The sequence below is a fragment of the Streptomyces sp. NPDC001108 genome, from assembly GCF_053598535.1.
This window is the reverse complement of sequence record NZ_JBSFKL010000001.1, coordinates 160607-187315: the sequence shown is the minus strand read 5'-3', so window position 1 is coordinate 187315 and position 26709 is coordinate 160607. Positions and strand designations below refer to the sequence as shown.

Here is a 26709-nt window from a genome sequence, read left to right as displayed (position 1 = left end):
GGGGGGCGCTCTTGATTTTGTCGCGCCCGTCGCAAAGTGGCACCATGCGGCTTGAATTCGACGGTTGAGTCAGCTCATCAGGGAAAAATTACTAGGGCGAACCCCGGTGACGACGCCCAGGCTCGCGGAGCCCATGAAGGCGCTCCTCACGCATTTCGAACCCATTTCCTGCGCGTGACAAGTGGCGAACATTCGTCCGGTCGCGTGCATTCGCAGGTATCCGATCAGATTTTCATTCATGGCCCGCGCACTGTTCCGTGCACCGCGCCGTGCTGCTTCCTTCCGAAAAGGTGCTGAGAGTGGAAAGTCGCGAACCGCTGCCCGGCGGTGGCCCGGAGGTGACTTCCGGTCGGGCCCGGGGGCACGATACTCCGGAGTTCTCCGTACGCGCGGTACTGCGCGTGTCGGCGTATCCGCTCCTCCTGGTGAGTACGGTCGCGGTGGGTGCCGCTGCGCTCCAGCTCGACTGGGACCCCGGCCTGGTGAGCCCACTCTTCCTGGTCGGCGTCATCGTCTACCTGACCGCACTCGAACGCCTGATCCCGTACCAGCGGTCCTGGCATCCGGACGCCCGCGAATGGCGTTGGTACGGGGCCTACTTCCTGCTGACCATGGTGTCCAGCGCGGTCGCGCAGTATCTGGTCACCGCGGTGGTCGCGATGCTCTCGCCCAGCGAGCCCGCACTCAATCTGTGGGCGGAGATCCCGGCGGCGCTGCTGACCGGCTCGCTGGCCAGCTACCTGGTGCACCGGCTGGGGCACACCAATGCCACGCTCTGGCGGCTGCACGGTGTGCACCACGTGCCGGAGAAGGTGAACGTCGCGAACAACGGTGTCAACCACGTCCTCGACATCGTCCTCGCCCAGGGCGTCGTGCAGCTCGCGCTCTCGCTCATCGGGTTCTCCCGCGCATCCGTGTTGGTCGTGGGCCTGTTCGTGGCCGCCCAGGGATATTTCGTCCACGCCAACATCGATGTGCGCATCGGCCCGCTGAACCATGTGCTCGCCAGCCCGGAGCAGCACCGGCTGCACCACAGCACCGACCTGTCCGAAGCCGGCCACTACGGCTCGGACCTGTCGATCTGGGACCACTTCTTCGGAAGCTACACCTGGCGGCCCGGCCGTGAGCCGGTCGCGGTCGGCCTCGGTGATCCCGCGTCCTTCCCGCCCACCGGGGAGATCGTGTCCAGCCTTCTCCACCCCCTGCGCCGTGCGAAGACGCCCGGAACCGGCCCCGCCTGAACTTGCATGTCCACGCCGTGCCGCGCGGCGTCACGACCTAGGAGTACGACCTTGCCCGACGTGAACAGCGCCTCTGTGAGCGACAAGGTAGCGATCATCGGCATTGGGTGCCGACTGCCCGGCGGTGCGTCGGACCATCGCTCTTACTGGCAGAACCTCATGGCGGGCAAGGACTGCATCACACCGACGCCCGCCGACCGCTACGACGTCGGCAGCCTCGGCAGCAGACGAAAGGACAAGCCGGGCCGACTGGTGGGCGGCCGCGGTGGATACATCGACGGCTTCGACGAGTTCGACCCCGCCTTCTTCGGGATCAGCCCGCGCGAGGCCGACCACATGGACCCGCAGCAGCGCAAGCTCCTCGAAGTCGCCTGGGAGGCACTGGAGGACGGCGGCCAGCGGCCCGCGGAGCTCGCCGGCAGCAACACCGCGGTCTTCGTCGGAGCGTTCACGCTGGACTACAAGATCCTGCAATTCTCCGACCTGGGCTTCTCGTCGCTCGCCGCGCACACCGCCACCGGCACGATGATGACGATGGTCTCGAACCGCCTCTCGTACTGCTTCGACTTCCGCGGGCCCAGTCTCTCGATCGACACCGCGTGCAGCTCCTCGCTGGTGGCGGTGCACCTCGCGTGCCAGAGCCTCAACAACCGGGAGACCGACCTCGCGCTGGCCGGCGGGGTGCTGCTGCACATGGCCCCGCAGTACACCATCGCCGAGACCAAGGGCGGCTTCCTCTCGCCCGACGGGCGCTCGCGCGCCTTCGACGCCGGGGCCAACGGCTACGTCCGGGCCGAGGGGGTCGGCCTGGTCGCACTCAAGCGGCTCGACGACGCCCTGCGCGACGGCGACCCGATCCACGCCGTGGTCCTCGGCGCGGGCGTCAACCAGGACGGCCGGACCAACGGCATCACCGTGCCCAACGCGGACGCCCAGGTCTCCCTCATCCGGCGCGTCTGCGGCGAGGCCGGGATCGCCCCCGGCGACCTCCAGTACGTCGAGGCGCACGGCACCTCCACTCCCGTCGGCGACCCGATCGAGGCGAACGCGCTGAGCCGGGCCCTGTCCGTCGGCCGTCGCCCCGACGCGCCCTGCTACGTGGGCTCCGTCAAGACGAACATCGGGCACACCGAGTCGGCGGCGGGCATCGCCGGACTGATCAAGGCCGTGCTGTGCCTCGAGCACCGCATGATCCCGCCGCACATCAACCTGGAACAGCTCAACTCCGCCATCGACCAGGCCGCCTCCCCGTTCCGCATCCCGACCGAGCCGACCCCCTGGCCCGCGCACGAGGGACCGGCCCGGGCCGGGGTGAACTCGTTCGGCTTCGGCGGCACCAACGCCCACGTCGTGCTGGAGCAGGCGCCGGACCGCACCACGGCCGGGCCCGCGCCCGAGGAGCGCGCCTGGAACATCCTGCCGCTGACGGCCCGGGTCCCGGAGGCCCTGCCCGAGCTGGCGGCCGGCATCCGCCGTGAGCTTGCGGGCACCGACGGCCCCGCGGTCGAACTGTCCGACCTCGGCCACACCCTGGCCCACCGCCGCCAGCACCTGGAGTCACGGCTCTCGGTCGTGTACTCCTCGCGGGCCGGACTCGACGAGGCGCTCGCCGCCCACGTCCGGGGCGAGCCGCACCCCGCCGTCGTCGAGGGCAGGCAGATGGAGGCCGACCAGCGCGGCCTGGTCTGGGTCTTCACCGGCATGGGGCCGCAGTGGTGGGGCATGGGCCGTCAGCTGCTCGACGGCGACGCCGTGTTCCGCGAGGCCGTCACCCGTTGCGACGAAGCCATCCGGGCGCTCGCGGGCTGGTCCCTGATCGAGGAGATGCGGGCCGGCGAGGCGGAATCGCGGATGGCCGAGACCTGGCTCGCGCAGACCGCCAACTTCGCCGTCCAGGTGGGCCTCGCCGCCATGTGGCGCCACTACGGCGTACGGCCCGACGCCGTCGTCGGCCACAGCACCGGGGAAGTGGCCGCCTTCTACGAAGCGGGCGTCTACACCCTGGAGGACGCGGTCAAGGTGGTGATCCACCGCAGCCGGCTCCAGCAGAAGCTGACCGGCACCGGCACCATGCTCGCCGTCAGCCTGCCCGAGGCGGAGGCACAGTCCAGGGTCGCCCCCTTCGGCGACCGTGTCTCGGTCGCCGCCGTCAACAGCCCCTCCGCGGTCACCCTGGCCGGAGACCGGGACGCGCTGGCCGAACTGGCCGATCAGCTCCGGGCCGAGCAGGTCTTCGCCAAGTTCCTCACGGTGCAGGTCCCGTACCACAGCGCCGGGATGGAGGCGATCAAGGACGAACTGCTGGCCTCGCTGGAGGGCATCGACCCCCGCCCGGCCACGGTCCCGCTGTACCTGACCGGGCAGGAGGGCACGGCCCACGGCACCGAACTCGACGGACACTACTGGTGGAAGAACGTCCGCGACCGCGTCCGCTTCCGCTCGGCCGTCGACCGGCTCGCCGACGACGGGTTCGGCCTCTTCCTGGAGATCGGCCCGCACCCGGTGCTCGGCCACTCCATCCGCGAATGCCTGGAGGACCGGGCCACGGCCGCACGGACCCTTCCGTCGATCCGACGCCAGGAGAACGAGGCCGAGCGCTTCGCCACCTCGCTCGCGGAACTGCACACCCTCGGCGTCCCCGTCGACTGGAACGCCCTGCACTCCACGGGCAGCCCGGTCGTCCTGCCCCGGTACCCCTGGCGGCGTGACCGCTACTGGACGGAGCCCGCCCCCGTCGCCCAGATCCGCCTCGGTCACGTCGACCACCCCCTGCTGGGCCGTCGCACCACGGACACCGAACCGACCTGGCACGCCACGCTGGACACCGAACGGCTGCCGTACCTCGACGACCACCGCATCCAGTCCACCGTGGTCTTCCCGGCCGCGGGATACCTGGAGATGGCCACACAGGCGGTCCGCTCCCTCACCGGCGGCACCCACGCCGTCCTGACGGACATCGAGTTCCGCAAGGCGCTGTTCCTGCCCGAGGGCGAGGACCGGGGCGTGACGCTGACCCTCTCCTCGCAGAACGCCGCCTTCACCATCGCGTCGGCCACCGGGGAGGGGAGCGGCCGCGCGGTGCACGCCACCGGCGTGGTCCGCTCCGGACAGCCCCGCCCGGCCGGCCCCCGCGCCGACACCGAGGAGCTCCGGGCACGCACCCGGCGCCGGCTCGACGGCGCGGACTGCTACACGGCCCTCGCCGAGCAGGGCTACCACTACGGCCCGGCGTTCCGGGCCATCGACGAAGTGTGGATCGGCCACGGGGAAGTCCTCGCCCGGCTCCGGCCGCCCGCCGCGATCGGTGACGACGCCGCCGGACACCACATCCACCCGGTGCTCCTCGACGCCTGCTTCCAGTCCCTGCTGGCCACCCAACTGCCCGAAGCGGGAGCCTCCGCCGGTCCGGACCAGGGCACCGGAATCCGCCTCCCCCTGTCGATCGAGGAGCTGTGCCTCGCCCCGGTCGGCGACCGCCCGATCTGGGTGCACGCGCGCGTGACCCGCGACGACGGCGACGAGCTCGTCGGGGACATGGAGCTCTACACCGAGGACGGCGAGCCGCTCGGCGGCATCCACGGCTTCCGCGCCGCCGACGTGGAGAAGGCGTCCACCGCGGTCGGCCTCGGCACCATCGATGCCTGGCTGGCCGAGACCGTATGGACCGACAGCCCCTCCACCGACGACACCACCACCCCCCTGCCCACCACCGGCTCCTGGCTGCTGTTCGCGGACCGTCAGGGTGTCGCCGACGCCCTGGGCACCCTGCTCACCGAGCACGGCCGGCGCTTCCACCTGGTACACCCGGGGGAGAGCTACAGAAGAAGCGACGACGGCCGCGCGTTCACCATCGACCCCGGGGCCGACGCCGACCTGGACCGCCTCTTCACCGAACTCGGCGCGGACGGCCCCGTCGGCACCGTCGTCCACCTGTGGAGCCTCGACCTGCCGCCGCTCGCCGAGGCAGCCCCGCAGGACCTGGTTCGCCACGGCGACAACGGCTCCTACTCGCTGATCGCGCTCGCCCGCGCCCTGCTGCGCCGCGAGGCGACCGGCCGGCTGCACATCGTCACCCGGGGCGCCCAGCACACCGGGCCGGGCGACATCGTGGAGCCGCTGGGAGCGCCCGCCTGGGGCGTGGGACGGGTCCTCCGCCACCAGGAACTGCTCTCCCACCCCGGCAAGCTGATCGACCTGGGCCCGGCCCCGCGGAGCGAGGAGGGCCGACTGGCCGAGGCCGGAACGCTGCTGCGCGAGTTCCTCACCGACGACGAGGAGGAAGTCGCGCTGCGCGGCGGGGCTCGCCTCACCAGCCGGATCCGCCAGGCGCAGGAGCTCACCCGCCCGCTGCCCCTGAGCCTGCGCACCGACGCCAACTACCTGGTCACCGGCGCCTTCGGCGCTCTCGGCCGACTGCTCTGCCGCACCCTCGTACGGCGCGGGGCGCGCAGCCTGATCCTGATCGGGCGCACCACGCTGCCCGAGCGCTCCGCCTGGCGGACCCTGGAACCGGACACCGCCGTGGGCCGCGCCACCGCCTTCGTCAAGGAACTGGAGGCACTCGGGGCCCGGGTCGTCCTGGCACCGCTCGACATCACCGACGAAGCGGCGCTCACCGCCTGGCTCGACGCCCACCGCCGCACCGACCCGCTCCCGGTACGCGGGGTGTTCCACCTCGCCGGACAGGTCCGCGACACCCTCGTCGAGGACATGGACCACCGGACCTTCGCGGCCGCCCACGACCCCAAGGTCGTCGGCGCCTATCTGCTCCACCGCCACCTGCGGGACGAACCGCTGGACCACTTCGTCCTGTTCGCCTCCATCGCCTCCCTGCTGACCACGGCCGGCCAGACCAACTACGCCGCCGGCAACGCGTTCCTGGACGCGCTGGCACAGCACCGCCGGACCCTCGGACTGCCGGGGCTGAGCGTGGACTGGGGGCCGTGGGCCACCGGCATGATCGAGGAGCTGGGGCTCGTCGACCACTACCTCCACAACCGCGGGATGAGCTCGCTCGCACCCGACGTCGGCATGGCCGTACTGGAACGCGTCATCGGCCAGGACCGCGCCCAGCTGCTCGTCGCCACGGTCGTCGACTGGCCGGTCTTCCTCGCCTGGTACGCGACCCCGCCCGCGCTGGTCTCCGAGCTGGCCGAGGCGGCCCCCGCCGGGGCGGCCGGCGGACCCGGCGAGGGCGTCCTCGACGCCTTCCGCCACGCCGACCCCGCCGCACGGGTGACCCTGGTCACCGGACGGTTCATCGAGCTGACCGCGGCCGTCCTGCGGACCAGCCCCGAACGGATCGACCCGCTGGCCGGGCTGAACGCACTCGGACTGGACTCGCTCCTGGCCATGGAGCTGCGCGCCCGGCTCAGCTCCGAGCTCGGGGTCGCCCCGCCCGTGGTGGCCCTGCTGAGCGGTACCCCCGTGGCCGAACTGATCACCCAGCTCCACGACGCTCTGGCCGAGTTGGTCGCCCACCAGGCCGGAGGCGCCGACCAGGACGCCGTCGAGGTGTTCGAGGACGAGCTCCGTCACCCGCTGACGCAGAACCAGAAGGCCCTGTGGTTCCTCCGGCAGCTCAACCCGGAGGGCTACGCCTACAACATCGGCGGCGCCGTCGAGGTCCGGGTAGCCCTCGACCCCGACCTCATGTTCGAGGCCGTGCGCTGCATGGTGGCACGGCACCCCGCGCTGCGGACCAACTTCCTCACGGTCGACGGCGTCCCGCTCCAGCAGATCTCGCCGGAGGCCGACGCCGACGTGGCCTTCTTCGACGTACAGGGCCAGGAGTGGGAGGAGATCCACCGCACCATCGTCGCCGAGTACCGCAAGCCGTACGACCTGGAAAGCGACCCGCTCTTCCGCTTCCGGCTCTTCAAGCGCGGCGAGGACCGCTGGGTGATCATGAAGGCGGTGCACCACATCGTCTCCGACGCGATCTCCACCTTCACCTTCATCGAGGAACTCCTCGCGGTCTACGAAGGGCTGCGCCAGGGGCAGGCTCCTTCGCTGCCGCCGGTCACCGCCCGCTACCTGGACTTCCTCAACGCGCAGAACCGCTTCCTGGCCGGACCCGCCGCACCGCGCATGTTCGACTACTGGCGCACCCACCTGCCGGCCGAGGTCCCCACCTTGGAACTCCCCGTCGACAAGCCCCGACCCGCCGTGCAGACGCACAACGGAGCCTCGGAGTTCTTCGTCCTGGACACCGGGCTCACCGCCCGGGTGCACACCCTGGCCCGTGAGCACGACGTGACCCCGTTCATGGTCCTCCTCAGCGCCTACTACGTGCTGCTCCAGCGCTACTCGGGCCAGGACCAGGTGATCGTCGGGAGCCCGGTGACGGGCCGCACCGAGCAGGAGTTCGCCTCCGTCTACGGCTACTTCGTCAACCCCCTGCCGCTCCACGCCGACCTGTCCGACGACCCCTCCGTCGGCCGGCTGCTGCAAGAGGTCCGGGCGACCGTGCTGGGCGGCCTGGACAACCAGGAGTACCCGTTCGTCCTGCTGGTCGACAAGCTGGGACTCCAGCACGACCCCAGCCGCTCCGCGGTCTTCCAGGCCATGTTCATCCTGCTCACCCACAAGGTCGCCACCGAGAAGTACGGCTACCGCCTGGAGTACATCGAACTCCCCGAAGAAGAAGGCCAGTTCGATGTGACCCTGTCCGTGTACGAGGACGAGGCCGACCACCGCTTCCACTGCGTCCTGAAGTACAACACCGACCTGTTCCTCCCCGAGACCATGCGACGGATGGCGCGCCACTACACCGCGCTGCTCGACAGCATGACCGGATCCCCGGCCGGGCTGCCGGTCTCCCGGCTGTCGATGCTGGGCGGCGAGGAACGCGAGCGGCTGATCGGCGAATGGAGCGGTGCCGGGCACCTCGCCCTGCCGCCGGCCGGGAAGGACGGTGCGGCCGGATTCCGCCCCGTGCACCAGCTGATCGCCGAGACCGCCGCCCGCCGCCCCGACGCCGTGGCGATCACCTCCCCGGCACCCCGGGGCGCGGCCCGCCGGATGACCTACGCGGAACTGGACCGCAGGTCCGAGGCGTCCGCCCGGCGGCTGCGCGGGCTCGGGGTCGGTGCCGGATCGGTGGTGGCGCTCTGCCTCGACAAGTCGCCCGAACTCCTCGTCGAGCTCCTCGCGGTCCTCAGGGCCGGCGGCGCCTACCTCCCGATCCCGGCCGACCACCCGGCCGACCGGGTCGCCCACGCGGTACGTACCGCGGAAGCGGTCCTGGTGCTCACCGCCGACGACGCCGGCCGCGACCGGCTGGCGGAACTCCCGGCCCGGACGCTGACCCTGCGGGAGCTGCACGAAGCGGCCCCGGCGGACGGCCCCGGAGGCCCGGTGGACCCCGACGCGCCCGCGTACGTCATCCACACCTCCGGCTCGACCGGCCTCCCCAAGGCCGTGCGGGTCAGCCACCGCAACCTCGCCTCGGCGTACGGGGCCTGGCTCCAGGAGTACCGGCTGGACCGCGACGTCCGCGTCCACCTCCAGATGGCCGCCCCGTCGTTCGACGTCTTCACCGGGGACGTGGTCCGCGCGCTCTGCTCCGGCGGAAACCTGGTCCTCGTCGACCGCGACCTGCTCTTCGACACCGAGCGCCTGTACGCCACGATGCGCGAGGAGCGTGTCGACTGCGCGGAGTTCGTGCCCGCGGTCGTGCGCGGCGTCATGGAGCACTGCGAACGCCGTTCGCTGCGGCTGGACTTCATGCGCCTGCTGATCGTCGGCTCCGACGTGTGGAAGGTGGCGGAGTACCGCAGGCTCCACGAACTGTGCGGTCCCGGCACCCGCCTGATCAACTCCTACGGTGTCACCGAGGCGACCATCGACAGCGCCTGCTTCGAAGGGCCGCTCGACGACCTGGAGCCCGGCCGGATGGTGCCGATCGGACGGCCGCTGAGCAACAGCACGCTCCATGTGCTCGACGCGCACGGCGAACCGGTCCCGCCCGGCGTCCCCGGCGAGCTGTGGATCGGCGGCGAAGGCGTGGCCCTCGGCTACGCGGGCGACCCCGAACTGACCGACAGCCGCTTCGTCACCCGCACCCTCAGCCGGGAACCGGGCGCGAGCCCCGTACGCCTCTACCGCAGCGGTGACGCGGCGCGCTGGGACGCGGACGGGCGGATCCACCTGCTCGGCCGGGCCGACGACCAGATCAAGCTGCGCGGACACCGGATCGAGCTCGGCGAGATCGAGGCGCACCTCGCGCAGCGGCCCGAGCTGGCCCGCGCGGTCGTCACCGTACGCCAGGACGCCCGGGGCGAGGACGTGCTCTGCGCCTACTGCGTACCGGTCGAGGGTGCGAACCCGGACCGGCGCGCGCTCCGGCGCCACCTCGCGGACCAGCTCCCCGGCTACATGGTCCCGGCACACTTCGTCACCGTGCCGCGGCTGCCGCTCACCGCCAACGGCAAGGTCGACCCCACCGCCCTGCCGATGCCCCGGTTCGACCTGGAGGACCAGCCCGAGGAGAAGCCCCGCACACCCTTCGAGGTGAGCATGGCCCGGCACTGGAAGGAACTCCTCGGCCTCGAACAGGTCGGCCTCACCCATGAGTTCTTCGAGGCCGGCGGCAGCTCCATCAAGCTGATCGAACTGATCCACCGGCTCCGCAAGGAGTACGGCGTCGGCATCCCCGTCAGCCTGCTCTACCGCGTGACGACCCTGCACGGCATGGCCGCTTCCGTGGAGCGCCTCGCCACCGGATCGGTCTTCGAGGACCTGCCCTACCTCGCCTTCAACAGCGACCAGGAACGGACCGTGTTCTGCTTCCCGCCGGCCGGCGGCCACGGCCTCGTCTACCGGGAGTTCTCCACGAGAATGCCGGAGTACCGGATGATCGCGTTCAACTACGTCCCCGGCACGGACAAGGTCGCCCGCTACGCCGACCTGGTCGAGGCGGACCAGCCCACCGGCAGGTGCCTGCTCCTCGGCTACTCGCTCGGCGGCAACCTCGCCTTCGAGGTGGCCAAGGAGCTGGAAGGCCGGGGCCGCGAGGTCGCCCATGTGGTCGTCCTGGACTCGCACCGCATCGTCGAAGCGTACGAACCCGGACCGGAGCACCTCGAATTCTTCGAGGCGGAACTCTCCGAGCACCTGCGCAAGCACACCGGATCGGACGCCGTGGCCCGCGAAACCATGGACCACGCCACCGAGTACCTGGCCTTCTGCGGACGCACCCCGAACCTGGGAACGGTGTCCGCGACGGTCAGCGTGATCACCGACCAGGAGAAGACGGCGCTCTACGCGGCGGACGAGACCGGCACCTGGCACGGCAGCTCCACCACGGGCACGGCCGTGCTGCGCGGCTCCGGCGTCCACGCCGACATGCTCGACGCCAAGCACGTGGCGCGCAACGCCGACCTGGTGCGCGACATCCTCCGGGAGGGCGGCGCGGATGCCCGCTGAGGTGGAGGACGAGTGGAGCACCCGGGACCGGGCGGCGGACGGAAGGCCCCGGGTCATCGTGATCGGCGCCGGCGTCGCGGGCATGTCCACCGGGTGCTACGCCCAGATGAACGGGATGAACTCCCGCATCTTCGAGAAGCACGTACTGCCCGGCGGCTGCTGCACCGCCTGGTCGCGCGAGGGCTACATCTTCGACTACTGCATCGAATGGCTGATCGGCACCGCCGAGGGCAACGAGGCCAACCAGGTGTGGCGCGAACTGGGGGCCCTCGACGGCAAGACCATCACCAACTTCGAGATGTTCAACCGGGTCGTCGACGAGACCGGGCGCTCCGTGACGTTCTACAACGACCCGGACCGCCTCGAACGTCATCTGATGGAGCTCTCGCCCGCCGACGCCCGGCTGATCCGGACCTTCTGCCGGGACCTGCGCCGGTTCACCCGTATCGAGCTCTACCCCTTCCTCACGGCCCCCGCGCTGCGGACCGTACGGGAGCGGGCGGCGCTGATGCGGACCGTCCTGCCCGCGTTCCGGCTCTTCTGGCGCACGGCGGCGACCCCGATGCACACCTTCGCCGACCGGTTCCAGGATCCGCTGCTCCGCCGGGCGTTCCGCAACATCTTCTTCCAGGACCCGGAGGGCTTCCCGCTCCTGCCGTACCTGTTCAACATGGCGGGCGCCCACCACCGGAACGCCGGTTTCCCCCAAGGGGGTTCACTGGGCCTGTCCCGGTCCATCGAGGAGCGCTACACCTCGCTCGGCGGCCGGATCGACTACCGGGCGCGCGTCGAGCGCATCCTCGTCGAGGACGGCCGCGCCATCGGGATCGAGCTGCGCAACGGCCGGCGCTACTTCGCCGACCACGTCGTCTCCGCCTGCGACGGCCACACCACGATCCACGGGCTGCTGGAGGGCCGGTTCACCGGTCCCCGGATCGACAAGCTCTACGACGAACTGCTCGACCGCCCCGGAACCCTGTTCCCCGCGGTGGTCTCCGCGTTCGTCGGCATCCGGGGCGAACTGGACGGCGACCGGGCCCACAGCACCACCTACCTGCTCCAGCCCGAGGACGCCGAGCGGCTGCCCGGCGCCCTGCAGAACAGCATCGTCGTCCAGCTGCGCTCCCACTACTCCGACGGCTTCGCCCCACCGGGAAAGTCAGTGATCCACTGCACCTACTTCAGCGACTTCGGCTACTGGAAGGCGCTGCGCGCCGCGGACCGCAAGGCGTACCGCGCGAAGAAGCAGCAGGTCGCGCGGTTCGTCGAGGAGTTCCTCGAACGCACGATGCCGGGAATGGGCGAGCGCATCGACCTGGTCGACGTCGCCTCTCCGGCCACGACCCGCCGCTACACCGGAAACCACGACGGCTCCATCCTGGCCTGGAAGGCGTTCTCCGAGGCCGACGACATCTCGGCCAAGCTGGTCGGCAAGGACCGTATGCGGCTGCCCGGGCTGAGCGGATTCTCGATGGCCGGACAGTGGGTCGGCATGGGCGGCCTGATCCGCGCCGCATCCACCGGACGCTTCGTCGTCCAGTACCTCTGCGACGAACTCGGGGTCGGGTTCACCGCGTCCGAGAGCCGGGGCACCGAGCCCTGGCACCCCGGAAAGCTGGGCCGACTGCCCCAGCTCGACAAATGGTCCATGCGTGGTGACACCCGGACATGAAAACCGAGGAGAGCACGAACGTGCCGCGTTCCGAACGACAGTCGATGATCATCATCGGCGCAGGTCTGGGCGGTCTTTCCACCGGCTGTTACGCCCGGATGAACGGGTACCGGACCCATGTGCTGGAGATGCACGAGCTGCCCGGCGGCTGCTGCACGGCCTGGGACCGCGGCGACTTCCGGCTGGATCCCTGCGTCAGCTGGCTGCTGGGCAGCGGCCCCGGCAACGAGATGCACCAGATCTGGCTGGAGCTCGGAGCGCTCCAGGGCAAGGAGATCCGGCACTTCGACGTGTTCAACGTCGTCCGCGGCACGTGCGGGCGGGCGGTGTACTTCTACTCCGACCCGGACCGGCTCCAGGCCCATCTCACCGAGCTCTCACCCGCGGACTCCGCGCTGATCAAGAACTTCTGCAAGCAGCTGCGGGCCTTCAGGCGCTGTCTCGCCGTCTATCCGTTCCTCAGGCCGGTCGGGCTGATGCCCCCGATGGAGCGCTGGCGCATGCTGGCCTCCTTCATCCCGTACTTCAACGTCGTACGCAAATCCATCAGCGTCCTGATGACCGACTACTCGGCGCGGTTCAAGGACCCCCTGCTGCGTGAGGCGTTCAACTTCATCCTGTACGAGAAGCACCCGGCCTTTCCCGTCCTGCCGTTCCACTTCCAGCTCGCCTCGCACGCCAACCTCTCCGCCGGCGTCCCCGAAGGGGGCTCGCTGGGACTGGCCGAGTCGATCGAGCAGCGCTACCGGCGGCTCGGCGGCGAGGTGACGTACAACGTCAAGGTCGAGGAGATCCTGGTCGAGGACGACCGGGCGGTCGGGGTGCGGCTCAGCGACGGACGCGAACTGCGTGCCGACATCATCGTGTCGGCCTGCGACGGGCGCACCACGATGATGGACCTGCTGAAGGGCCGTTACCTCAACGAGGACTACCACCGCCTCTACACCCGCACCATCGAACAGCCCGGCATGGTGTTCCCCGGTTACTTCACGCTCTTCCTCGGCCTGCGCCGCGAGTTCCCCGACGCCGACCCCTGCACCACCTACCTCCTCGACGAGAAGGAGGCGGCGGGACTCACCGGCATACGGCATCCCAGCATCAACGTCCAGTTCCGCAACCGGCACTATCCGGAACTCTCCCCGGCCGGGACGAGCGTCGCCTACGTCACCTACTTCTGCGACATCGCCCCCTGGCGTGCCCTGGACGAGGGCCCCGAGCAGGTGACCCGCAAGCGGGGCGGCCAGGAACTGCACACCCTTCCGGTTCGCCACGGCAAGGGCTACTACGCGGCCAAGCGCCGGGCCCGCGAGACGCTCGTGGCCTTCCTGGAACGACAGCACCCGGGCATCTCGGACGCGATCGCCGTACGCGACGTGTCCAGCCCGCTCACCCAGGTCCGCTACACCGGCAACTACGACGGCACGGTGCTCGGCTGGCAGCCCTTCGTCGAGAGCGGGGAAACGCTGGAGACCCTCATCAAGAAACACGGCCCCGGCCTGCCGGGTCTGCGCAACTTCTACCAGTCCGGCGTTTGGGCGACCACCGGCGGTCTGATCCGCGCGGCGGCGGCCGGCCGGCACGTCATGCAGTTCATCTGCCGCGACGACGGACGTGCTTTCACCGCGTCCGTCGACGACAACGGTCCACCGCCGACCCACCGGATCATCGAGGTGGGTCCCCGGCCGGTGCCACGGCCCGTCACGGAGGGCCGACCGGCTCTCGTCGAGCGAAGGGGAACGGGATGAAGGCCAAGAAGTGGGTGGTTCGCGAACACGTCGAGGGCGTGCCCGACGTAGCGAGGATCTACGGACAGGTCGAGGAGGAACTGGACACCGGACTGGCCCCGGACGAGATGCTCCTGCGGACACGCTACGTTTCCGTGGACCCCTACCTCCAGGGCATCGCGCTGGACACTCCGCTCGGTGGGCACATGGGAGCCGACTCGATCATGGAAGTGCTGGACGCCGGCCCGGAAGCGCTCCACCGGCCCGGGGACCTGGTCCAGGGATTCGGCGGCTGGCGCACCCATCTCGTCAGCAACGGGGCGGCCACGCCCTGGCAGACCGGGACGTTCCCGATGGTCTTCCCCGCCTTCCGCCGTCTGGACCCGGACTGGTACGACGACGCGCTGCCGCTGCCGACCGCGCTCAGCTCCATGGGCGGGCCGGGGATGACCGCGTGGGGCACCCTGACCAAGTTCCTGTCCGTCAGCCCCGGGAACACCGTCGTGGTCAGCGGCGCCTCCGGCCCGGTCGGCTCGCTCGTCGGCCAACTGGCCAAGCGGGCCGGCGCCCGGGTGGTCGGCACCACCTCCTCGACGGCGAAGGCGGACTACCTCGACGAACTGGGCTTCGACGCGGTCGTCCTCTACCGCCACGGCGACCACCCCGACGCGGTCCGGGACGCCCTGCAGTGGGCCGCACCGGACGGCGTCGACAGGTACTTCGACAATCTGGGCGGCACCGTCACCGACACCGTCTTCTCCATGCTCAACGTGGACAGCCGGGTGGCCGTCTGCTGGCAGTGGTCCACCCAGGTGGGCCGCGAGGCCACCGGCCCACGGCTGCTGCCGTACATCATGTTCCCGCGCGCCCATGTGCGGGGAATCTTCTCGCTGGAATGGTTCACCGAGGAGAACTGGCGCTCGCTCCACGACGAGCTGGGCGGCCTGATCAGGCGGGGCGAGGTGCGCTGCGAGCACACGCTCCACCAGGGCTTCGAGAACATCCCGGACGCCTACCGGAGCCTCTACCAGGGCACGGGCACCGGCCGGGGCAAAGTCCTGGTCGAGCTCTGAACCCGCCACCGAACCACCACGCCCGAACCGCCCCCTACCGCAGTCCGCCGTATCCGTGCAGACCAGGAGGTCCCGTGTCCTGCCCCGCCGACGCCCGCGTCAGCCCCGGCCCGTCCGCCCCGCCGATGCACCGGCTGACGTTCGCACCGGTCGGACCGCCCCGGACCGTCGCACTGCCGGACGGCGGCGAGGCGTGGCTGGTGACCCGCTACGCCGACGTCCGCAAGGTGCTGACCGACAGCAGGTTCGGCCGCGCCGCGCTGCACGCGGCGGACGCCCCGTCCCGCTCCGGCGAATCCGGCCTGGTGAGCAGTCTCGACCTGATCTTCAACCAGGACGGGGAGGACCACCTCCGGCTCCGCCGCACCATGCGCCGTGCCTTCACACCGCGCGCCGTCGCCCGCTGGCGGCCCTGGATCGAGACGATCGTCGAGCAGTGCCTGGACGATCTGGAGGCCGGTGAGCGCCCTGCCGACCTGGTGTCCGGCTTCACCCTGCCGCTCCCCGTCGCGGTGATCAGCAGGCTGATGGGGCTCGACGACGAGGTCCGGGACCGGCTGCGCCACTGGAGCCGGTACGCCTTCTCCGACGGGTCCCACCCCGAGGAGGAAACGGCCGCCGTGCTCGCCGAGTTCTCCGCCTTCGGCGCGGAACTGCTGGCCCGGCGGCGGAAGGAGCCGGGCGAGGACCTGACCAGTGTGCTGGTCATGGCCGCCGACGAGGAGGAGGGCGGAGTTCCGGAAGGACAACTCATCGATCTGGTCTGCGGGTTGGTGGTGGGCGGTCATGACAGCACCATGACGATGCTCAGCAACTCACTGCTCTACCTGCTCGGTGAGCGACAGGACGTCTGGCCCAAGCTGGGAGCGGACGAGGAGGCCACCGGGGCCGTGGCGGAGCGGCTGCTCCATCTGATCCCGCTCGGTGACGACCAGGGGTCGCCGCGCCATGCCGTCGTCGACACGGAGGTGGGCGGGGTGGTGATTCCGGCCGGGTCGGTGGTGCTCGCCGACTGCCAGGCGGCCAACCGCGACCCCGAGGTGTTCGCCCCCCGGCAACTGGACGACCTCTTCGCCCCGCTCCCGGCACCCACCCTGTCGTTCGGGGCCGGAGTGCACTACTGCATGGGGGCCTGGCTGGCCCGGCTGGAGCTCCAGCTCGCCCTGCACCGGCTCGCCGCCCGGTTGCCGGGGCTGCGGTTGGCGGAGCCGGCCGACACCGTCGAATGGCACCTCGGCTCCACCTCCCGCAGCCCGCGGCAGCTCAAGGCGACCTGGTAGGGACACGGACCGCGGGGCGGGCGTCAGGCACGGGGCTTCGGCCACTCCTGGGCGCCCGCCCACGCGGCGTAGGAGGTCCAGGGCACGTCCGGGAAACGTTCCCGCAGCGCCGGGATGTCGATCCGGTAGCCGCCGCTCTCGAAGAAGCGGTACATGGCGAACATGTCGGGGTTGACGTCCCGGAGGTCCTCCAGCGCCGACTGGAGGAAGGTGACCGTGCCGCCCGCCGCCCGCCCGATCTCCTCGGCCATCCGGACCGGGGTCGGATCGTCGCCCGCCACCTCGATCCGCTCCCCGATCCAGCGCTCCGGATCGGCGACAACCGTGGCCACGACCCGGCCCAGGTCCTGCCGGGCCACCTGCTGGAGCGGGGTGTCACCGGGGAGCGGCATGGTGAGCAGGCCGGCGGCCACCTGGTCCCTGCCGCCCAGGGCGTTGTCGTAGAAGTAGGCGGGCGCGACCACCGTCGCGGGCAGCCCCGAGGCGGCGAGCAGCTTCTCGGTCTTCGCCTTGGTCTCGAAGTGCGGTACGCCCGTGTCGCGGTCCGCGCTGGCGACGGACGCCATCACCAGGTGCGGGAGAGCGGCTTCCGCCGCGGCCCGCACGATCGCCGCGCCCTGGGCGACCTCGGCGTCCAGCCCGTCCTGGAACGGGGTGGTGACGGCGAACGCGGCCGACGCGCCCCGGAAGGCGGCGGCCAGCGACGCCGGGTCGGACAGGTCTCCCCGTACGAGCTCGGCCCCCGCCCCGGCCAGCGCACGGGCCCGCCCGCCGGCCGGGTCGCGCACCACGGCACGTACCGGCCGTCCCGCTTCCAGCAGGGCGGCGGCGACCGCGCCGCCCTGGCCACCGGTCGCACCGAGCACGGCTACGGGCATGAGGTCTGCTTGATCGAGTGGCATGCGTCCATGCTGACCGCAGTCCGCCGTGTCCGCCACCGTGCGGTGGTTCCGCCCGGTGGGGGTGTCACGGGGCCCGGGGGAGTCTGCGCGCGGCGTAGGTTCCCGCGCCCGCCGCCAGCAGCATCACGCACCCCGCGAAGATCAGACCGGCCGGCCGGAGCCCGAGCCCGGTGGCCAGGGCGCCCACCCCGATCACCGGTACGGAGATCCCGGCGTAGGCGACGACGAAGAACGCCGAGATGGTGCCGCCGCGGTGGCGGGCCGGGGCGGCGTCGCTGATCAGGGCGAGGGCGGCCCGGAAGGCCAGCCCCTGGCCGGTGCCGCCGGTCAGGGCGCCCAGGACGAGCAGCGGCAGCGAGGCGGCGAGCAGCGACGACGCGACCAGCAGCAGTCCGGCGAAGAGGACACCGCAGCCGGCCGGGAGCGCGCGTCGCGCGCCGATCCGCCGGGTCAGGGACTGCCCGGCGGTGGAGGCGAGGAACACGGAGAAGACCACGGCACCCGCCACGGCCAGGTTGTGCACCTCAAGGGTGTGCGCGACGAAGCTCGGCGCGACCGCGGTGAACAGCCCGAGCAGTGCGAAACCCGCGAAGGCCGCCAGCGAGGCGGGCAGGAAGACCCCCTTGACCTCGGGCGGGACGGAGAGCCCCTGCGGTCTTGGCGGCGGGCGGTGCCGGGGCCGGTCGACGGTCTCCGGCAGCAGCCAGGTGATCCCGCAGGCGAGCGCGACCAGCCCGAGGTGGACCCAGAACGGCAGGGTCAGCGGCCAGGGCGTGTACTGGGCGAGCACCCCGGAGAGCAGCGGGCCGCAGCCCAGACCTCCCATGTTCGCCGCGGTGGCGGCGAAGCCCGCGCGGGCCCGGCGCCCGGGGCCGGCCAGTTCGATGACGGCGGCCGTCGCCGCGCCGCTCAGCAGTCCGGCCGAGCAGCCGGAGAGCAGTCGTCCGGCGAAGAGCAGCGGCAGCCCGTGCTCCAGCAGGAAGCACCCGGAGCTCGCCGCGGACAGGCCCATGGCGCACAGCAGCACCGGGCGGCGCCCGACGACGTCGGATCGGTTTCCCGCGAGGAGGAGAACCGTGATGACCGCGACGGCGTACACGGCGAACACCACGGTCACCGTCAGCTCGGAGAACCCGATGCGCTGCTGGTAGAGGCCGTAGAGCGGGGTGGGCAGGGTGGTCCCGGCCATCCCGATCGCGAAGACCGCGGCCGCCGCCGGATAGCCGGGGCGCCACCGGCCCCGGGGTTTCGACGCGGACCCACGGACGCTCACACATCCCCCTCACGGCCGGGGCGGGCGGCGCCGTGGATCCGGCGCCGCCCGGTCGGGCGGTCAGTCCCAGAGCTGCTGCGTCATGACCCGTCCGGTGGCGGCGGGCGAGCCGTCGGTGTAGACGAGCGTGATCCGCGTGAACCGCTGCACATCGGGACGGGCCCGGGAGGACTCCGGACCGTCCAGCCGCACGATGACGGGGTACGCGTGGAACGTGCCCGCCGCGCAGTACGGCTGACAGTCGTTCACGTTGTCGAGCGCCGTCCCCAGTGCGGAAGACGGTCCCCAGTGCGACCAGTGGATGTTGGTGAGGCGGTTGTTGCCGTCCCCGCAGGCGAGCAGGAAGTCTCCCGGACGCACCTGCGGGTTCGAAGAGCAGTCGATGGCCACTACACGGGCCGTCTCGTGCGAGGGGGCGGTCGCCGCCGCGGATGGGGGAGCGGCGGCGGAAGCGGATGCCGGAAGGGAAATCGCCGTGGCGAGCGCTGCGGTGGCGCACAGCGTGAAAGCGGTCCTGAGCTGGTGTTTTTGCATGTCGGCTCCTCGGCTGCCTGGCCCCGGGCCCACGCCGCCCGGGGCGGTCGTCGGGCGCGTCGCCCTTCTTCCAGCCGTTGTTCCTGCATCGACAATATGGCCACACCCAGTGATACACCACCCGTACGGGTGAGAACAGTGTAAAAATGGGGCGAAAGGTATTCGAGTTGTCGCCCGCCGTTCGCCGCCGGGCGGCGGCCGACGAGCGGCGGACGAAGGGCGGCGGACGACGGGCGGTCCGAGGTCAGGCGGTGGGGGCCGGGCGGCGGGTGACCGCCTCCCATTCGGCGCGGGTCGGGCCGTCGAACGAGTGGGTGAAGCCGGGGTGTTGGTCCAGCCAGTGCGCCAGCCGGGCGCGTACCTCCTCGGTGCCGTACGCCTGATCGGCGGTCAGGACGAGATGGCGGACCTGGGCCCGCGCCCGCATGACCAGGGGGTCCTCCAGTGCGCAGGCGGCCAGGGCGGCACGTTCGCGGGCGGCCGGGGTGGCGGGGCCGGACGGTGTGCGAGCCGGGTGCGCGAGCCGGTCCGCCTCGGCCCGGTCCGCCGCGACCTGGCGGTCGAACCACGGGCGCAGCGTCCGCCGGGTCCAGCGGTGGTATGCGGCGGTGAACGAGGCCGGGTCGCTCGCCCCGTCGGCGTGGTGGGCCACCCACTGCGCCGCCCACAGCGCCATGGACACGCCCTGCCCCATCGTGGGGTTGGTGTACGCGACCGAGTCCCCGACCCCCACCAGGCCGGTGACCACGGGGCCGTCGGTGTCGCTCAGTGAGGTCCAGCGGTTGTGCAGGCCGCCCATGGCCAGGACCCCGGAGAGCGGCTCGGGCGTCAGCGCCAGCCAGGCCGCGATGGCCGGGAACGTGAGGGCGGCCCGCTCGAACACCTCGGGGTCGCGCAGCGCGGTACGGGTCGGGTCGGCGGTGGAGACCGTCAGGGAGGCGGCGAGGACACCGTTGTCCGACGGGAAGACCCCGCCGACCGCGAAGGGGGTGACCGACCCGGCCCGGACGCGCCCGGGGTCGCGTGGGCCGTCCGGGCGCAGCCGGTACCAGCGGCAGAAGTACGCGATGCCCACGCGGTGGTTCTCCACGACCGGGTTCCGGCATCCCGCCCCGGCGAGCCACCCGGGCACCGGCGACCGCCGCCCGGCGGCGTCGAGCACCAGCTCGGCCGGATACTCCCGTACTCCGGACCGCACCCCCGTGACCTGCGGGACCACGCCCCTCCGGTCGAGGAGCAGCCCCTCGGCCGCCTCCCCGAGCCGTACGTCGATGCCCGGCTCGCGGTCCACCGCGTCGTGCAGGGCGGCCTCCAGGACGATCCGCCGGGACCGCAGCGTCACCAGGTCGTCGTCGCCGGGGCGGGCGGGCGGACGTGTGTCGAACCAGTCGAGCTCGTTGTGCTCGCGGGCCCCTCGCCGCAGCGTCGCGCGGTAGACGTCCGGAGCTTCCGCGCGCAGCACGGTCCGTACCGGCGCCAGGAGGCCGTGCGGCTGGACCGCGTGCGGGACGCCGGGGCGGTTCCAGTGGAAGAAGTCCCGGTCGAGATCGTGTCCCGGTCGATGGTCGTCCCGTTCGAACAGCGTCACCCGATGGCCCCGGCGTCCCAGGAACAGTGCGGCGGCCAGGCCGCCCATGCCACCGCCGACAATCGCAACCCGTGTCAATGTGGTCCCCTCCACGCCGTGTTGCGGACTCACCCTATCCCCGGGGTGTGCGGCGTGAAGTCGCCCGGTTCTCAGGCCCGTTCGATCAGCCGTTCGGCTGCCGACCGTGCCATCCGCAGCGCCCTCTCCCGGTCGGCCCCCCGTTGGCCGAGCACCACCCGGGTGCTCAACCCGTCGAGCAGGGCGAGGAGTTCGTCGGCGCGTGCCGACGGATCGAGGTCCGCGGCGAAGCGGCCCTGCCGTACGCCCTGGGCGAGGAGCGTTTCGAGGTCCTTCTGCCAGCCCCGGTCGATCTCGGCCTGGGCCTGTCGCAGCGGTTCGTTCGACGCGGTGCGTGCCCACAGTTCGATCCAGAGCGTCCAGCGCGGGTCGCGCGGTCCGCGCGGGAGGTACAGCTCGAGGAAGAGGTCCAGCTTGCGCCCGGCGCCGGCCCGGCCGGCCAGCAGTGTCCGGCGCTCCTCGGTGAGGGTGTTCTCGCTCCAGCTCAGCACCTCCAGGAGTAGCCGGTCCTTGCTCCCGAAGTAGTAGAGGATGTGGCCGCCGCTGGTGCCGAGCCGCTTGGCCAGCGCCGACATGGTGAGGGAGGCCAGGCCGTCCTCGGCGATGGCCGTCATCGCCTCCTCCAGCATCCGTTCCCGGGCCAGGTGCCCGTCGCGCCGTCGCGCCGTCACTGCCACGCCACCCTCCGTCACTGCTCTGCGGTGAATCCCGCTGCCGACCTTAGGCCATCGGTTTTCCCGGAGGTCTTGACGGGCACCCAGGATCACATCTTGAATGCCGTTCTAATTCCTAGAACGGCATTCAAAGTCTTGATCCGGTGCTCCCGGACCACGCACGGATGAGGGGCAGGTCGCATGGCGCAACAGGAGACAGCCGCGGGGGCACCGGGTGGGGGAGCCGTCGTCGACCAGGCGTTCCAGGTCGAGACGCACGGCATCGACCCGATCCCCGACGCGGACCGCCACGGCAGCGCGAAGGACCTGTTCTGGCTCTGGTTCGGCTCCAATCTGACCTTCACCTATGTCATCAACGGCGCCCTGGCCGTCGCCTTCGGGCTCTCCTTCTGGCAGGCGACGGGGGTCGTCGTCATCGGCGGTCTGGCGTTCTTCGCCATCAGCGCCGCCGGGCTGAGCGGGGTGCGCACCGGCACCGCCACCCTGGTCGTCTCCCGGGCCCCCTTCGGGATCCGAGGCAACTGGCCGGCCGGGATGCTCAACTGGGTGGTCAGCATCGGCTACACCATCCTCAACACGGTCGTCGGCACGCTCGCTCTCGAAGCGTTCCTCAGCGATCTCGGGTGGGCCTCCGGGAACACCGGCCGGGCCCTCGCCCTGCTGGTCACGCTGGCGCTCACCTTCGTCGTCGCGCTCTGGGGGCACGCCACCGTCCAGCTCGCCGAGCGCTGGATCGCGTACGTCCTCGCCGCCGGGTTCGCCGTGATGCTGGTGCTCCTGCTGCCGGGTGCCCACACCGGCGGGGCGGCGGGCCACCCGGGCGCCTCCGGGTGGAGCCTGGCCTTCGTCGTGATGCTGGCCGGGCCGTTCTCGTACGTGCCGATGCCGGCCGACTACACGCGCTACCTGCCGAGGACCACCTCGATGCGGTCGCTGACCTGGTACGGAGCGCTCGGCGGCTTCGTCTCCTCGGTCGCCCTGGGCGTGGCCGGGGTGGCCGCGGCGACCCGGACGGACATGACCGATGCCGTGGCGGGTGTGGAGAAGCTGCTGCCGGGGTGGTTCCAGTCACTCTTCCTGGCCCTGGTGCTCGGCGGCTCGGTCACCAACTCGATCGTCACGCTCTACTCGTCGAGCCTGAACCTCCAGGTGCTCGGTGTGCCCTGGAGCCGCTCCCGGGCCATCGTCATCAGCGCCGCCGTGACCGCGGGCGGCTCACTCTGCGCGCTCTTCCTCACCGACTTCACCAGCTCGCTGCTGTCCTTCCTGTCCCTGCTCATCATCGTGTTCGCGCCCTGGGGCGGTGTGTTCCTCGCGGACATGCTGATGCGCCGCTGCCGCTACGACGCGGACGCCCTGCACACCGGCCGGGACGGCACCTACTGGTACCGCTCCGGCTACCACCCCGCCGGAATGGCCGCACTGCTCATCGGGATGGTCTTCGCCGCTCTGACCTGCGACTCCGAGCTGTGGACCGGGCCGCTGGTCGCCCCGCTCGGCGGCGCCGACCTGACCCTGCTCGGCTCCGTCGTCTCCGGGCTCGTCTACTGGGCGCTCGCCCGCCGGACCGTCGTACCCCACCACGGACCCGCCTGACCGGCGCGGAACACCGACCCGCGCTGCTCGCATCACGTGCACCACTCGCACCACAAGGAGTCACCTCAGATGTCCAGCCCCGCCACCCCCGCCCAGCTCGTCCTGCGCAACGCCCGCATCCACACCGTCGACCCGGAGCTACCCGAGGCGCAGGCCATGGCGGTGGTCGACGGCCGTATCGCCTGGCTCGGCCCCGACGACGACGAGGCGTCGGCGTGGACCGGCCCGGACACCCGGCTGATCGACGCCGGCGGAAAGCTCGTGCTCCCCGGCTTCATCGACGCCCACAACCATGTCCGGCTCGGTTCCGACGACGCCTGCGTCCAGCTCTCCGGAGCCGGCACCCTCGACGAGGTGCACGACCGCATCCGTGCCTGGCACACGGCCCGCCCCGACGCGGAGTGGATCGAGGCGGAGGCCTTCGACTACTCGGCCGTCCCGGACGGCCGGATGCCCACCGCCGCCGACCTCGACCCGGCCACCGGCGACGTACCGGCCTTCGTGCTCAGCTACGACGTGCACACCGCCTGGGTGAACACGGCCGGCCTGCGCCGCCTCGGCATCGACCGGGGCCACACCGACCTGCCCTTCGGCCGGGCCGCCACCGACCCGGCCACCGGTGAACCCACCGGCTTCATCAAGGACTTCGCGGTCAGGGGCCTCTCCCGCGACGGCCACCGGGCGCTGCGGGAGCTGGGCCTGCCGTGGGCCTCCCCGGACCGGCAGTACGGACGGCTCGCCAGGTCCCTCGACGACGCCATCGGCTTCGGGATCACCACGGTCGTCGAGCCGCAGAACTCGCTGGACGACCTCCCCCTCTTCGAGCGCGCCCGCGCCGAGGGGCGGCTCAGGTCCCGTGTCGTCGCCGCGCTCTTCCACCCGCGCGGCACCACCGACGCCGACCTCGACGACTTCGCGGCCGCCGCCGGACACTACGCCGACGACCGGATCCGGGTCGCCCCGCTCAAGCTCTACATCGACGACGTGGTGGAGCCGCGGACCGCGGCCCTGCTGGAGCCGTACGCGGGCTGCCGCCATCACCGGGGCGACACCTTCTACCCGCCCGAGGAGTTCGCCGGGCTGTTGGCCAAGCTGGACGCCCGCGGCTTCCAGTGCTTCGTCCACGCCACGGGGGACCGGGGCATCCGCACCGTGCTGGACGCCGTGGCGCACGCCCGCGCGGTGAACGGGGAGCGGGACGCCCGCCACCAGATCGTCCACGTCGAATGCCTCGACCCCGAGGACACCCCCCGCTTCGCCGAGCTGGGCGTGGTCGCCTGCATGCAGCCCCGCCACAGCGCGCCGGAGGTCGCGGGCCCGGGCAAGGACTGGGCGGAGAACGTCGGCGCCGAGCGCTGGCACAAGGCGTGGCCGATGCGCAGTCTGCACCGCGCCGGTGCGGTGCTCGCCCTCTCCAGCGACTGGAACGTCGCCGAGATGGATCCGATGATCGGTATCCACACTGCCGTCACCCGGCGCCCGCTCCATGGGGGCGAGCCCTGGATGCCGCAGGAGACGATCAGCGTGGAGACCGCCGTGCACGGCTACACCATGGGTTCGGCGTACGCCAACTTCCTGGAGGCGGAGCGCGGTTCGCTGACGGTCGGCAAGGCCGCCGACTTCGTGGTGCTCTCCCGCGACATCCTCCGCGTCGCCCCCGAGGAGATCCCCGGCACGGTCGCGGAGACCGTCGTGGTCGGCGGGGTCGTCGAGCACTCCCTGCGACCGGCCCGGTGACGTCCCGGGCGTGATCACAGCGGGCCCGGGACGTCACCGCGAAGGCGGGCGTGCAGATGCCGGTCGTGCCTTCCGTCCGCCGGCCCGCGGCGACGACCGGGGGAGGGGCGTTTCGGTGGTCACCCGGGCATCGCGCCACAGCGCTCACGGGGGTGGCCGTCCGGAGACGTGCGAAGGGCGCCCCGGGCGAGCAACCGCTCGCCCGGGGCGCCCTCCTCGGCGCGGGGCCCGGGATCAGACCGCCGGGGCGGGGAACGTCGGGTACTCCACGCCGGAGACGTGCTGGACGACGCGGATCACCTGGCACGAGTAGCCGAACTCGTTGTCGTACCAGAGGTAGAGGATCGCGTTGTCGCCGTCGACCTTGGTGGCACCGGCGTCGACGATCGAGGCGTGACGCGAGCCGATGAAGTCGCTCGACACGGCGTCGGGAGCGGTGACGAAGTCGATCTGACGCTTCAGCGGCGAGGTCAGCGACACGTTGCGGAGGTAGTCGAGGACCTCCTCGCGGCTCGCCTCACGGCCGAGCCGCAGGCTGAGGATCGCGATCGAGACGTCCGGCACCGGGACCCGGATCGAGCTGCCGGTGATCGGCGCCTTCAGCTCGGGCAGCGCCTTGGCGACCGCGGAGGCGGCACCGGTCTCGGTGATGACCATGTTCAGCGGCGCGGAACGGCCGCGGCGGTCGGCCTTGTGGTAGTTGTCCAGCAGGTTCTGGTCGTTGGTGAACGAGTGGACGGTCTCCACGTGGCCGCGGAGCACACCGTACTCGTCGGCCATCGCCTTCAGCGGCGGCACGATCGCGTTGGTGGTGCAGGAGGCGCAGGACAGGATCCGCTCGTCCGGCTTGATCGTGTCGTGGTTGACGCCGTGCACGATGTTGGGCACGTCGCCCTTGCCCGGGGCGGTCAGGACGACCTTGTCGATACCGGGGCGCAGGTGGTGGGAGAGCCCCTCGCGGTCGCGCCACTTGCCGGTGTTGTCGATGAGGATGGCGTTCTTGATGCCGTACGCCGTGTAGTCGATCTCGGAGGGGTCGTTGGCGTAGATCACCTTGATCTCGTTGCCGTTGGCGACGATGGTGTTCTTCGTCTCGTCGACGGTGATCGTGCCCTGGAACTGGCCGTGGATCGAGTCGCGGCGCAGCAGCGAGGCACGCTTCACGATGTCCTGGTCACCGCCGCCCCGGACGACGATGGCGCGCAGCCGCAGTCCGTTGCCGGAGCCGGCCTTCTCGATGAGCAGCCGGGCGACGAGGCGGCCGATGCGGCCGAAACCGTACAGGACGACGTCGCGTCCCTCGCCGCGCTCCAGCTTGTTGGCGCCCGTTGCCCCGGCGACGGCCTCGGCGGTGAACTCCTCCACCGACAGGCCGCGCTCGTCGGCGGCGTAGGTCGCGGCGAGCATCCCGATGTCGATCTGGGAGGGACCGAGGTCGAGCGTGGTGAGGGCCTGGAGGAACGGCAGCGTGTCGGTGACCGACAGCTCCTCGCCGGCGATCTGGCGGGCGAACCGGTGGGTCTTCAGGATGCTGACCACCGACTTGTTGACCAAGGACCGGCTGTGGAGCAGAACCGTTACGTCCCGCTCGCGGTGCAGTTTCCCGATGACCGGGATCATCGACTCCGCGATCTCCTCGCGGTTCTTCCAGCTGGTGAACGAGTCGTCATTGACAGTCACAGGTTTATCTTTCGAGCTAGGCGGCGCTCATATGGTAACCCGATGGTCCTACGGGCATCCAAGGGGGCCGTGCGGGGATGGCCGAGATATGCCGTATGCCCCGAGGGGCCCGTTTCCTCGGACAGTTCGGGCCCGCCCCGCGCGACCTGCGGCGCTCTTCGGACGGAACGCCCGGACCCACCTCCGGCAGGGCGGCCGGATCCGTCCTCGGACGGGACGGCGCCCGAC

The 26709-nt window shown here is 71.4% G+C and carries 14 protein-coding genes; 8 read left to right on the top strand and 6 right to left on the bottom strand.

What is annotated here, in order from left to right; all coding sequences use genetic code 11:
- The first annotated feature begins 338 nt into the window (after positions 1 to 338).
- The 6 genes from ACWC97_RS00785 (at position 339) to ACWC97_RS00760 (ending at position 16419) form a co-directional block, all read left to right on the top strand.
- Positions 339 to 1241 (top strand): sterol desaturase family protein, encoded by a 903-nt coding sequence (locus tag ACWC97_RS00785; protein WP_392278332.1) that lies wholly within the window; start codon positions 339 to 341, stop codon positions 1239 to 1241.
- A gap of 51 nt (positions 1242 to 1292) precedes the next feature.
- Positions 1293 to 10670, top strand: coding sequence for a non-ribosomal peptide synthetase/type I polyketide synthase (locus ACWC97_RS00780; RefSeq protein ID WP_450646582.1), 9378 nt, complete (start codon positions 1293 to 1295; stop codon positions 10668 to 10670).
- Positions 10660 to 12342 (top strand): phytoene desaturase family protein, encoded by a 1683-nt coding sequence (locus ACWC97_RS00775; RefSeq protein WP_385215680.1) that lies wholly within the window; start codon positions 10660 to 10662, stop codon positions 12340 to 12342. The genes ACWC97_RS00780 and ACWC97_RS00775 overlap by 11 nt, the downstream gene beginning before the upstream one ends.
- Positions 12339 to 14087 (top strand): phytoene desaturase family protein, encoded by a 1749-nt coding sequence (locus ACWC97_RS00770; protein ID WP_352276625.1) that lies wholly within the window; start codon positions 12339 to 12341, stop codon positions 14085 to 14087. Before ACWC97_RS00775 ends, ACWC97_RS00770 begins: the two co-directional genes overlap by 4 nt.
- Entirely contained in the window at positions 14084 to 15139 is a 1056-nt protein-coding gene (locus ACWC97_RS00765) for an MDR family NADP-dependent oxidoreductase (protein WP_450646579.1), read from the top strand. The genes ACWC97_RS00770 and ACWC97_RS00765 overlap by 4 nt, the downstream gene beginning before the upstream one ends.
- A 125-nt stretch (positions 15140 to 15264) precedes the next feature.
- Positions 15265 to 16419 carry a cytochrome P450 gene (locus ACWC97_RS00760; RefSeq protein ID WP_352276796.1) on the top strand — a complete coding sequence of 385 codons (1155 nt, stop codon included), beginning with the start codon at positions 15265 to 15267 and terminating at the stop codon, positions 16417 to 16419.
- A gap of 23 nt (positions 16420 to 16442) precedes the next feature.
- Here the strand turns inward: ACWC97_RS00760 and ACWC97_RS00755 are convergent, their stop codons facing one another.
- The 5 genes from ACWC97_RS00755 to ACWC97_RS00735 form a co-directional block, all read right to left on the bottom strand.
- Entirely contained in the window at positions 16443 to 17321 is an 879-nt protein-coding gene (locus tag ACWC97_RS00755; RefSeq protein ID WP_450646577.1) for an NmrA family NAD(P)-binding protein, read from the bottom strand.
- A gap of 64 nt (positions 17322 to 17385) precedes the next feature.
- Positions 17386 to 18594: an MFS transporter gene (locus tag ACWC97_RS00750; protein WP_352276629.1), complete on the bottom strand. Its 1209-nt coding sequence runs from the start codon at positions 18592 to 18594 to the stop codon at positions 17386 to 17388.
- A gap of 60 nt (positions 18595 to 18654) precedes the next feature.
- On the bottom strand, positions 18655 to 18954 hold the full coding sequence (locus tag ACWC97_RS00745; RefSeq protein ID WP_352276630.1) for a hypothetical protein: 300 nt from the start codon (positions 18952 to 18954) through the stop codon (positions 18655 to 18657).
- Positions 18955 to 19372: 418 nt separating this feature from the next.
- Positions 19373 to 20794 carry an NAD(P)/FAD-dependent oxidoreductase gene (locus ACWC97_RS00740; protein ID WP_450646575.1) on the bottom strand — a complete coding sequence of 474 codons (1422 nt, stop codon included), beginning with the start codon at positions 20792 to 20794 and terminating at the stop codon, positions 19373 to 19375.
- A 71-nt stretch (positions 20795 to 20865) separates the two neighbouring features.
- Positions 20866 to 21471 carry a TetR/AcrR family transcriptional regulator gene (locus ACWC97_RS00735; protein WP_450646573.1) on the bottom strand — a complete coding sequence of 202 codons (606 nt, stop codon included), beginning with the start codon at positions 21469 to 21471 and terminating at the stop codon, positions 20866 to 20868.
- 177 nt (positions 21472 to 21648) lie between these two features.
- Here ACWC97_RS00735 and ACWC97_RS00730 point away from each other — a divergent pair, with 177 nt between their 5' ends.
- Together ACWC97_RS00730 and ACWC97_RS00725 are read left to right on the top strand one after the other, a co-directional pair.
- Positions 21649 to 23064, top strand: coding sequence for a purine-cytosine permease family protein (locus ACWC97_RS00730; RefSeq protein ID WP_352276634.1), 1416 nt, complete (start codon positions 21649 to 21651; stop codon positions 23062 to 23064).
- Between the two features lie 69 nt (positions 23065 to 23133).
- Positions 23134 to 24801, top strand: coding sequence for an amidohydrolase (locus ACWC97_RS00725; protein WP_450646571.1), 1668 nt, complete (start codon positions 23134 to 23136; stop codon positions 24799 to 24801).
- Positions 24802 to 25035: 234 nt separating this feature from the next.
- Here the strand turns inward: ACWC97_RS00725 and ACWC97_RS00720 are convergent, their stop codons facing one another.
- Positions 25036 to 26481, bottom strand: a complete 1446-nt coding sequence (locus tag ACWC97_RS00720) for a glyceraldehyde-3-phosphate dehydrogenase (protein ID WP_352276638.1) — start codon at positions 26479 to 26481, stop codon at positions 25036 to 25038.
- Positions 26482 to 26709: the final 228 nt, after the last annotated feature.

What these genes read in the sequence shown, in the direction of transcription:
- ACWC97_RS00775 (WP_385215680.1), top strand. Translation starts at nt 10,660, where the DNA reads ATGCCCGCTGAGGTGGAGGACGAGTGGAGCACCCGGGACCGGGCGGCG.
- ACWC97_RS00770 (WP_352276625.1), top strand. Translation starts at nt 12,339, where the DNA reads ATGAAAACCGAGGAGAGCACGAACGTGCCGCGTTCCGAACGACAGTCG.
- ACWC97_RS00765 (WP_450646579.1), top strand. Translation starts at nt 14,084, where the DNA reads ATGAAGGCCAAGAAGTGGGTGGTTCGCGAACACGTCGAGGGCGTGCCC.
- ACWC97_RS00760 (WP_352276796.1), top strand. Translation starts at nt 15,265, where the DNA reads ATGCACCGGCTGACGTTCGCACCGGTCGGACCGCCCCGGACCGTCGCA.
- ACWC97_RS00755 (WP_450646577.1), bottom strand. Translation starts at nt 17,321, where the DNA reads ATGCCACTCGATCAAGCAGACCTCATGCCCGTAGCCGTGCTCGGTGCG.
- ACWC97_RS00730 (WP_352276634.1), top strand. Translation starts at nt 21,649, where the DNA reads ATGGCGCAACAGGAGACAGCCGCGGGGGCACCGGGTGGGGGAGCCGTC.
- ACWC97_RS00725 (WP_450646571.1), top strand. Translation starts at nt 23,134, where the DNA reads ATGTCCAGCCCCGCCACCCCCGCCCAGCTCGTCCTGCGCAACGCCCGC.